Genomic DNA, 7,108 nt, shown 5'->3' with positions numbered 1-7,108 from the left:
AAACGAAGCGACGAGGCAAGCCATAGGGCAATGAGTAGATCCCGAACGTTGATGTATTGATCGAGGCGGCATGGACCGCCGCGTCGGCCGATGCCTCTTCGCGATGACGAGGTGGTCGGGCCAGGGCTGGCGCTTTCGGCCGCAATTGATGTTTGCTCGTTGTTCCGCCGCGGCGTTACAATGGCGACCCTTGAGGAAATGGGGCGCTTGCGGCGCCTTTTATCGGGAACGAATTCGGACTGATTTAGTCCTACTTTTTGCGGCGGGTGTTGCGATGCTCCGAATCAGCAAGATGACCGACTATGGGGTCATGGTGATGGTGCACATGGCCCGCAGTCCCAGCGAGCTGTTCAATGCGGCGCAAATCGCTGCACAAACCGGTGTCTCCGTCGCGACCGCGGGAAAATTGCTCAAAGAACTGGCCAAGCAGGCGCTTTTGGTTTCCTATCGCGGGGCGCGGGGTGGTTACCGATTGGCGCGCGGACCGGAGAGCATTTCGGTGTTGGAGATCATCGATGCCATCGAAGGTCCGCTGGGTTTGACCGAATGCAGCACCGACGAGGGTGCCTGCCACCAGGAACCTGTTTGCCCTTTGCGCGGCAATTGGTCGTTGATCAATCAAGCCGTGCGCGATTCGCTGACGGACATCACCTTAGAGCAGATGGCGCGGCCCATGGATGAGCCGGCGCCGGCCGTACCGTTAATCGATTACCGCATGCGTTTCGGCTCCAGCTGAATCCGGGGCCGAATGCAGATAACGAATTTCTTCGCCGGCCGAACGGCCGTTTCGGCGTCGCTACACAGGCGACCCACCGTCGGCGCGAAATGTTGGGAGTGATAAGCCATGGCAAGCCAACAGCAAGATTTAGACAAGCTGCTTAAGCGAGAGTATGCGGCGGGTTTTATTACGGACATCGAGTCCGACACGGTTCCGCCGGGCTTGAACGAAGACGTGATTCGTCTCATCTCGGCCAAAAAGCGGGAACCGGCTTTTTTGCTGGAGTGGCGTCTTCAGGCGTATCGCCATTGGCTGACCATGCAAGAGCCGCGCTGGGCGCATGTGTCCTTTTCGCCGGTGGATTACCAGGCTATTTCCTACTACTCGGCGCCCAAGTCCAAAGACGATGCACCCAAGAGTCTGGACGAAGTGGATCCCAAGCTTTTGGAAACCTACGACAAACTCGGTATCCCGCTGCACGAGCGGGCACGGCTGGCCGGGGTGGCGGTGGATGCGGTGTTCGACAGCGTATCGGTGGCCACTACCTTTAAAGAAAAACTGGCCGAAGCCGGTGTGATTTTTTGTTCCTTCTCCGAAGCGGTACAGCAAGTGCCGGAGCTGATCGAACAGTATTTGGGTACGGTCGTCCCGCATACGGACAACTTCTTTGCGGCGCTCAACTCGGCGGTGTTTTCCGACGGTTCGTTCGTCTATGTGCCCAAGGGCGTGCGCTGTCCCATGGAGCTTTCCACATATTTCCGCATCAACGCGGCCAACACCGGTCAGTTCGAGCGTACCTTGATCATTGCCGACGAGGGCGCTCACGTCAGTTACCTGGAAGGCTGCACCGCCCCCATGCGTGATGAAAATCAACTGCACGCGGCAGTGGTGGAACTGGTGGCTTTGGACAATGCCGAGATCAAATACTCCACGGTGCAAAACTGGTATCCGGGGGATGAAAATGGCAAAGGCGGAATCTACAACTTCGTCACCAAGCGGGGCGATTGCCGGGGTCACCATTCCAAGATTTCCTGGACCCAGGTGGAAACGGGCTCGGCCATCACCTGGAAATATCCCAGTTGTATTCTGCGTGGCGATCACTCGGTGGGCGAGTTCTACTCCGTTGCCACCACCAACAACCATCAGCAGGCCGATACCGGCACCAAGATGATCCACATCGGCAAGCACACCAGCAGCACCATCGTCTCCAAGGGGATTTCCGCCCGCTTCGGCCAGCAGTCCTATCGCGGTTTGGTCAAGATTCTCGGCAGCGCGGAAGGCGCCCGCAACTACACCCAGTGTGACTCGCTGCTGATGGGCGATCGCTGCGGTGCCCATACCTACCCGTATGTGGAGGTCAAAAACGCCACGGCCCAGGTGGAGCATGAGGCCACCACCTCCAAGATCGGCGAAGACCAGTTGTTCTATTGCATGCAGCGGGGCATCTCGGAAGAGGATGCCGTGAATATGATCGTTAATGGGTTTTGTAAGGAAGTCTTCAAGGAACTCCCCATGGAGTTCGCGGTGGAAGCGCAGAACCTGTTGAGTGTGAGTTTAGAAGGCGCGGTGGGTTAAGCCTCCCGACGCGGCCAGCGAATCAATTTGCAGAGAGTCATGATGCTGAAAATCGAAAACCTCCATGCCAAGGTCCAGGATCGCGAGATTCTCAAAGGACTGAATCTCGAAGTGAACGCGGGCGAAGTCCACGCCATCATGGGCCCCAACGGCTCGGGTAAAAGCACCTTGGCCAGCGTGCTGTCCGGACGCGGTGGATACGAAGTCACCGCAGGGAGTATCACCTATGGCGGTGAGAATCTGCTGGAGATGAACCCGGAAGAGCGCGCCCGGGAAGGGGTGTTTCTGGCCTTTCAATATCCGGTGGAAATTCCCGGCGTCAACAATGTGTACCTGCTCAAGGCCGGATTGAATGCGATTCGCAAGCACCGCGGCGAGCCGGAGCTGGACGCTTTTGAATTCCTCGGTCTGGTGCGGGAAAAGATGAAGCTCATGGGCATGGACGAGAGCTTTTTGAAGCGCGCGGTCAACGTGGGCTTTTCCGGCGGCGAGAAAAAGCGCAACGAAATCCTACAAATGCTGGTGCTGGAGCCGCGTTTGGCGATTTTGGACGAAACCGACTCGGGTTTGGACATCGACGCGCTCAAGGTTGTGGCCGACGGTGTCAACGCCTGCCGGGCGGATGATCGGGCCATGGTGATGGTGACCCATTACCAGCGCTTGCTGGATTACGTGCAACCCGATTTTGTCCACGTGTTGGCCGACGGTGTCATCGCCAAGTCGGGCGATAAGACCTTGGCCCTGGAGTTGGAAGAGCGCGGTTACGATTGGGTTCGGGCGGAGGCGGCCTCGGCATGAGCGAGCTCGGCGAATCGGCACAGGCGTATTTGCGCCGTTATCGCGATGATGTGCGAGCGCGGGCGGGTGATCCGCCGTGGTTGGCCGAATTGCGCCAACGCGCCGCGGACCGTTTCGGCGAGCAGGGATTCCCCGCGCCGACCGAGGAAGATTGGAAATACACCAACGTTCGGCCCATCGTTTCGCGCATTTTTCAGGCGGCCACGCCCGAGTTGGCGCAGGTCGATGCCGAGCGCCTCAAAGCGGCGGTTTTTCCCGAACTGGATGCTCACCGTTTGGTATTCATAAACGGTCGATTTACGCCGGCGTTTTCCACCTCGCTGGACGAGTTGCCGCGCGGTGTACGCTTAAACACCCTGGTGCGTGCTCTGGACGAGGGCGGCGAGGCAGTGCAGACCCATCTCGGGCGCTACGGCGAGCCGGCCTTTAGCGGTTTTGCCGCCCTCAACACCGCCTTTTTGGACGACGGCGCCTGTGTCCAGTTGGAAGACGGCGCTGTTTGCGAGCGGCCCATCCATTTGGTGTTCGCCTCCACCGGGGGTGCCGAGTCGGTGATCAGTCATCCGCGCGTTTTGGTGGTGGCGGGGCGCAACAGCCAGGCATCGGTCATCGAGCACTATGTGGCACTGGACGAGGCCACCAATTTCCAAAACGCGGTCACGGAAATTGTTCTGGGCGAAGGCGCCGTGCTCGCGCACGACAAGCTGCAGCAGGAGAGCGAAAAGAGCTTTCATGTGGCCAGCGTGCATGTTCATCAGTGCCGCGACAGCCGTTACGTGTCCCATAACATCAACCTGGGCGGGCTGCTGGTGCGCAACGACATCCGGGCGGCATTGACCGAGCCCGGTGCCGAGGCGCGCCTCTACGGTTTGTTCATGGCCGGTGGCCGGCAGCACGTGGACAATCACACCTGCATCGATCATATGGCACCCCATACCCGCAGCGACGAGTCTTATAAAGGTGTTCTCAGCGGCCGTGCCCGGGGCGTATTCAACGGTCGGGTGGTTGTGCGTCCTGACGCGCAGAAAATCGAAGCGCGCCAATCGAATCCCAATCTGCTGCTGTCCGGTCAGGCGGAGATTGACACCAAACCGGAGCTTGAGATTTACGCCGACGACGTCAAATGCAGTCACGGTGCCACCGTGGGTCAGTTGGACGAGACGGCGCTGTTCTACCTGCGCTCGCGGGCTTTGGATGCCGACACCGCCCGCGATCTGTTGGTCTTCGGGTTTGTTGAAGAAGTTATCGACGGGCTCGCCCATGCGCCGATTCGGGATCGGCTGGAAAGCATTGTCAAAGGCCGCTTGCCCGAATCCGGGCGTTTGAAGGATTTGCTATGAAAGAGCCGGTCCAACAGCTGAATACAACCACTGCCGCCGGTCTGGATGTGGCCCGCATTCGAGCGGATTTTCCCGTGTTACACCAGAAGATTCGGGACAAAGCGCTGGTGTACCTGGACAATGCCGCCACCACCCAGAAGCCGCGGTCGGTGATCGACACTGTATCGCACTACTATGAGCGGGATAACGCCAATATCCATCGTGGCGTGCACACCTTAAGCGAGCGGGCCACCGCCGCTTACGAGGGCGCGCGGGAGAAGGTTCGGCGTTTTCTCAACGCCCGCTCGGAGCGGGAAATCGTCTTTGTGCGGGGCACCACGGAAGCGATCAATCTGGTGGCACAGTCTTTTGCCCGCCCCCGGATTAAGCCCGGTGATGAAATCCTGATTACCGAGATGGAGCACCACGCCAATATCGTGCCGTGGCAATTGGTTCGCGAGCAGACCGGTTGTGAGTTGAAAGTGGTGCCGATCAACGACCGCGGCGAGCTGGATATGGAAGCGTTCGAGCGCTTGCTGGGTCCACGTACGGCGCTGGTCGCGGTGGTGCATGTGTCCAACGCTTTGGGCACCATCAATCCGGTCGAGCGCATCATTGAGCGGGCGCGGCAACAGGGCGTTCCGGTGCTGCTGGACGGGGCCCAGTCGGTGCCGCATATGGCGGTGGACCTGCAGGCGCTGGATTGCGATTTTTACGCCTTGTCCGGACACAAAATGTTCGGACCCACCGGCATCGGTGTGCTCTACGCCAAAGAGGCCTTGCTGGAGGCCATGCCGCCTTATCAAGGCGGTGGCGACATGATCAAGATGGTGCGTTTCGATCGGACCGTCTACAACGCCTTGCCGTACAAGTTCGAGGCAGGCACCCCCAACATTGCCGGCGCCATCGGTTTGGGTGCCGCGGTGGACTACCTGGAAGCGACCGGCATGGACCGGATCGCCGCCCATGAAGCCGATTTGCTGGCCTACGCCACCGAGCGGCTCGAGGCCGTTCCCGGCTTGCGGATCATTGGCACGGCGGCCCACAAAGCGGCTGTAATTTCCTTTGTTCTGGACGATGTGCACCCGCACGATTTGGGTACCATCCTGGACCACGAAGGGGTGGCGGTGCGAACGGGCCATCATTGCGCCATGCCGGTGATGGATCATTTCGGTGTGCCCGCCACCGCGCGCGCATCGTTTGCCTTCTACAACACCCATCAGGAGGTGGACGCACTCGTCAGCGCGCTCAAGGGTGCGCGGTCCATCCTCGCCGGAGATCGTTAATGGAGCTTCGCCAGCTTTACCAGGACATCATCGTGGACCATAACCGGAGTCCGCGTAATTTCCGCAAAATCGAGAACGCCACGCGAATCGCCGAAGGCTACAACCCGTTGTGCGGCGACAAGCTCGTGATCTACGCGGTGCTGGAAGATGGCGTGATTGCCGATTTGAGCTTTCTCGGTTCGGGTTGTGCCATTTCCACCGCGTCGGCTTCTCTCATGACCGAACAGCTCAAGGGCAAAACCGTAGAAGAGGCCGAGGCGCTGTTCCAACAAATGCATCACATGCTCACCGGGCAGAACGAAACACCCCCGGATATGGAAAAACTCGGCAAACTGGCGGCGCTCTCGGGCGTTAAGGACTACCCGGCGCGGGTCAAGTGCGCCACTTTATGCTGGCATACGCTGCACTCCGCGCTGGAGGGCACGGACGAATTGGTCACCACCGAATAACCCGTCCCGGCGAACCGGGACGCGAGAGGTCCAGATGTATTCCACAGGCGAACCTGTTGCACTCAAGCGTGACTGTCTGGCGGTGATGATTCCCTCAGGCGATCAAGTGGTCTTGCCGGAAGGGGGCGAGCTGCTCATCACCCAGGCGCTGGGCGGCAGTTTTACCGCGTATTACGCCGGTAATCTGGTCCGCATTGCCGGCAAAGACGCCGACGCCCTGGGCAAGGAGCCACTACCCGGCCCGGAACTCCCGGAAGGCGCCACGGATGCGGAAGTGGAAAAAACCATCTGGGATCAGATGAAAACCTGCTACGACCCGGAGATTCCCGTCAATATCGTCGATCTCGGCCTGGTGTACACGTGCGAAATCGAAAAAACGCCCGCCGGCGAACGGGAAGTGAACGTCAAAATGACCCTCACCGCGCCGGGTTGCGGTATGGGTGACATCATCGCCGATGACGTGCGGGCCAAGGTGGAAGCGGTGCCCACCGTGGTCAACGCTCGGGTGGAAGTGGTGTTCGACCCGCCCTGGCATCAGGGCATGATGTCCGAAGAGGCCAAGCTTCAAACCGGGCTCTACTAAAGCCCGCTTTTCTCCGTTTCGTCCAAATGGCCACTCGCGATCGCGAGTGGCCATTGAATCCGCATTCCCCCCTCGTTGGTGAACTGACGCCCCAGCCTTGGCCGAGCGCATTGGGACTTTGCTCCGGCGGCTTGGTTTGTTAAGCTCGCCTGAGTGGGTGCAAGGCCGACGAACCATCAAGATTTGGCTCGGGCCCGCCGAAAAAATACCAAAATCCCCATAAAATTCTCGATAAGAAAAAATACTATGACCACCGCAGCGGGCTTTCATTTTGAGCTATCCACGGGTGAGTATTGGGACGTCCTGAGTTTTCGTGGCGAAGAGCGGCTCAGTGGTCTTTATGGGTTTGAACTGGAGCTGGTGGCCGACCGGCCGGACTG

At 59.3% G+C, this 7,108-nt stretch carries 7 protein-coding genes; all 7 read left to right on the top strand.

What is annotated here, in order from left to right; all coding sequences use genetic code 11:
• Nucleotides 1-274 precede the first annotated feature (274 nt).
• Complete coding sequence (locus SVU69_13420; GenBank protein MDY6943997.1) at nt 275-736, top strand: SUF system Fe-S cluster assembly regulator; 462 nt, start codon at nt 275-277, stop codon at nt 734-736.
• Nucleotides 737-844: 108 nt separating this feature from the next.
• Nucleotides 845-2,293: a Fe-S cluster assembly protein SufB gene (sufB, locus tag SVU69_13415; GenBank protein ID MDY6943996.1), complete on the top strand. Its 1,449-nt coding sequence runs from the start codon at nt 845-847 to the stop codon at nt 2,291-2,293.
• A gap of 42 nt (nt 2,294-2,335) precedes the next feature.
• Complete coding sequence (gene sufC, locus SVU69_13410; protein MDY6943995.1) at nt 2,336-3,091, top strand: Fe-S cluster assembly ATPase SufC; 756 nt, start codon at nt 2,336-2,338, stop codon at nt 3,089-3,091.
• Complete coding sequence (sufD, locus tag SVU69_13405; protein ID MDY6943994.1) at nt 3,088-4,431, top strand: Fe-S cluster assembly protein SufD; 1,344 nt, start codon at nt 3,088-3,090, stop codon at nt 4,429-4,431. The genes sufC and sufD overlap by 4 nt, the downstream gene beginning before the upstream one ends.
• Complete coding sequence (locus tag SVU69_13400) at nt 4,428-5,696, top strand: cysteine desulfurase (GenBank protein MDY6943993.1); 1,269 nt, start codon at nt 4,428-4,430, stop codon at nt 5,694-5,696. The genes sufD and SVU69_13400 overlap by 4 nt, the downstream gene beginning before the upstream one ends.
• Nucleotides 5,696-6,145: an SUF system NifU family Fe-S cluster assembly protein gene (locus SVU69_13395; protein ID MDY6943992.1), complete on the top strand. Its 450-nt coding sequence runs from the start codon at nt 5,696-5,698 to the stop codon at nt 6,143-6,145. The genes SVU69_13400 and SVU69_13395 overlap by 1 nt, the downstream gene beginning before the upstream one ends.
• Nucleotides 6,146-6,179: 34 nt before the next feature.
• Nucleotides 6,180-6,728, top strand: coding sequence for a putative Fe-S cluster assembly protein SufT (gene sufT / locus SVU69_13390; GenBank protein MDY6943991.1), 549 nt, complete (start codon nt 6,180-6,182; stop codon nt 6,726-6,728).
• Nucleotides 6,729-7,108 lie beyond the last annotated feature (380 nt).

The organism is Pseudomonadota bacterium (genome assembly GCA_034189865.1).
In the GTDB taxonomy this organism is placed as follows: Bacteria; Pseudomonadota; Gammaproteobacteria; order UBA5335; family UBA5335; genus JAXHTV01.
The sequence above is the reverse complement of the archived record's forward strand: the minus strand, read 5'-3'. Positions and strand labels throughout refer to the sequence as shown.

What these genes read in the sequence shown, in the direction of transcription:
- SVU69_13420 (MDY6943997.1), top strand. Translation starts at nt 275, where the DNA reads ATGCTCCGAATCAGCAAGATGACCGACTATGGGGTCATGGTGATGGTG.
- sufB (MDY6943996.1), top strand. Translation starts at nt 845, where the DNA reads ATGGCAAGCCAACAGCAAGATTTAGACAAGCTGCTTAAGCGAGAGTAT.
- sufC (MDY6943995.1), top strand. Translation starts at nt 2,336, where the DNA reads ATGCTGAAAATCGAAAACCTCCATGCCAAGGTCCAGGATCGCGAGATT.
- sufD (MDY6943994.1), top strand. Translation starts at nt 3,088, where the DNA reads ATGAGCGAGCTCGGCGAATCGGCACAGGCGTATTTGCGCCGTTATCGC.
- SVU69_13400 (MDY6943993.1), top strand. Translation starts at nt 4,428, where the DNA reads ATGAAAGAGCCGGTCCAACAGCTGAATACAACCACTGCCGCCGGTCTG.
- SVU69_13395 (MDY6943992.1), top strand. Translation starts at nt 5,696, where the DNA reads ATGGAGCTTCGCCAGCTTTACCAGGACATCATCGTGGACCATAACCGG.
- sufT (MDY6943991.1), top strand. Translation starts at nt 6,180, where the DNA reads ATGTATTCCACAGGCGAACCTGTTGCACTCAAGCGTGACTGTCTGGCG.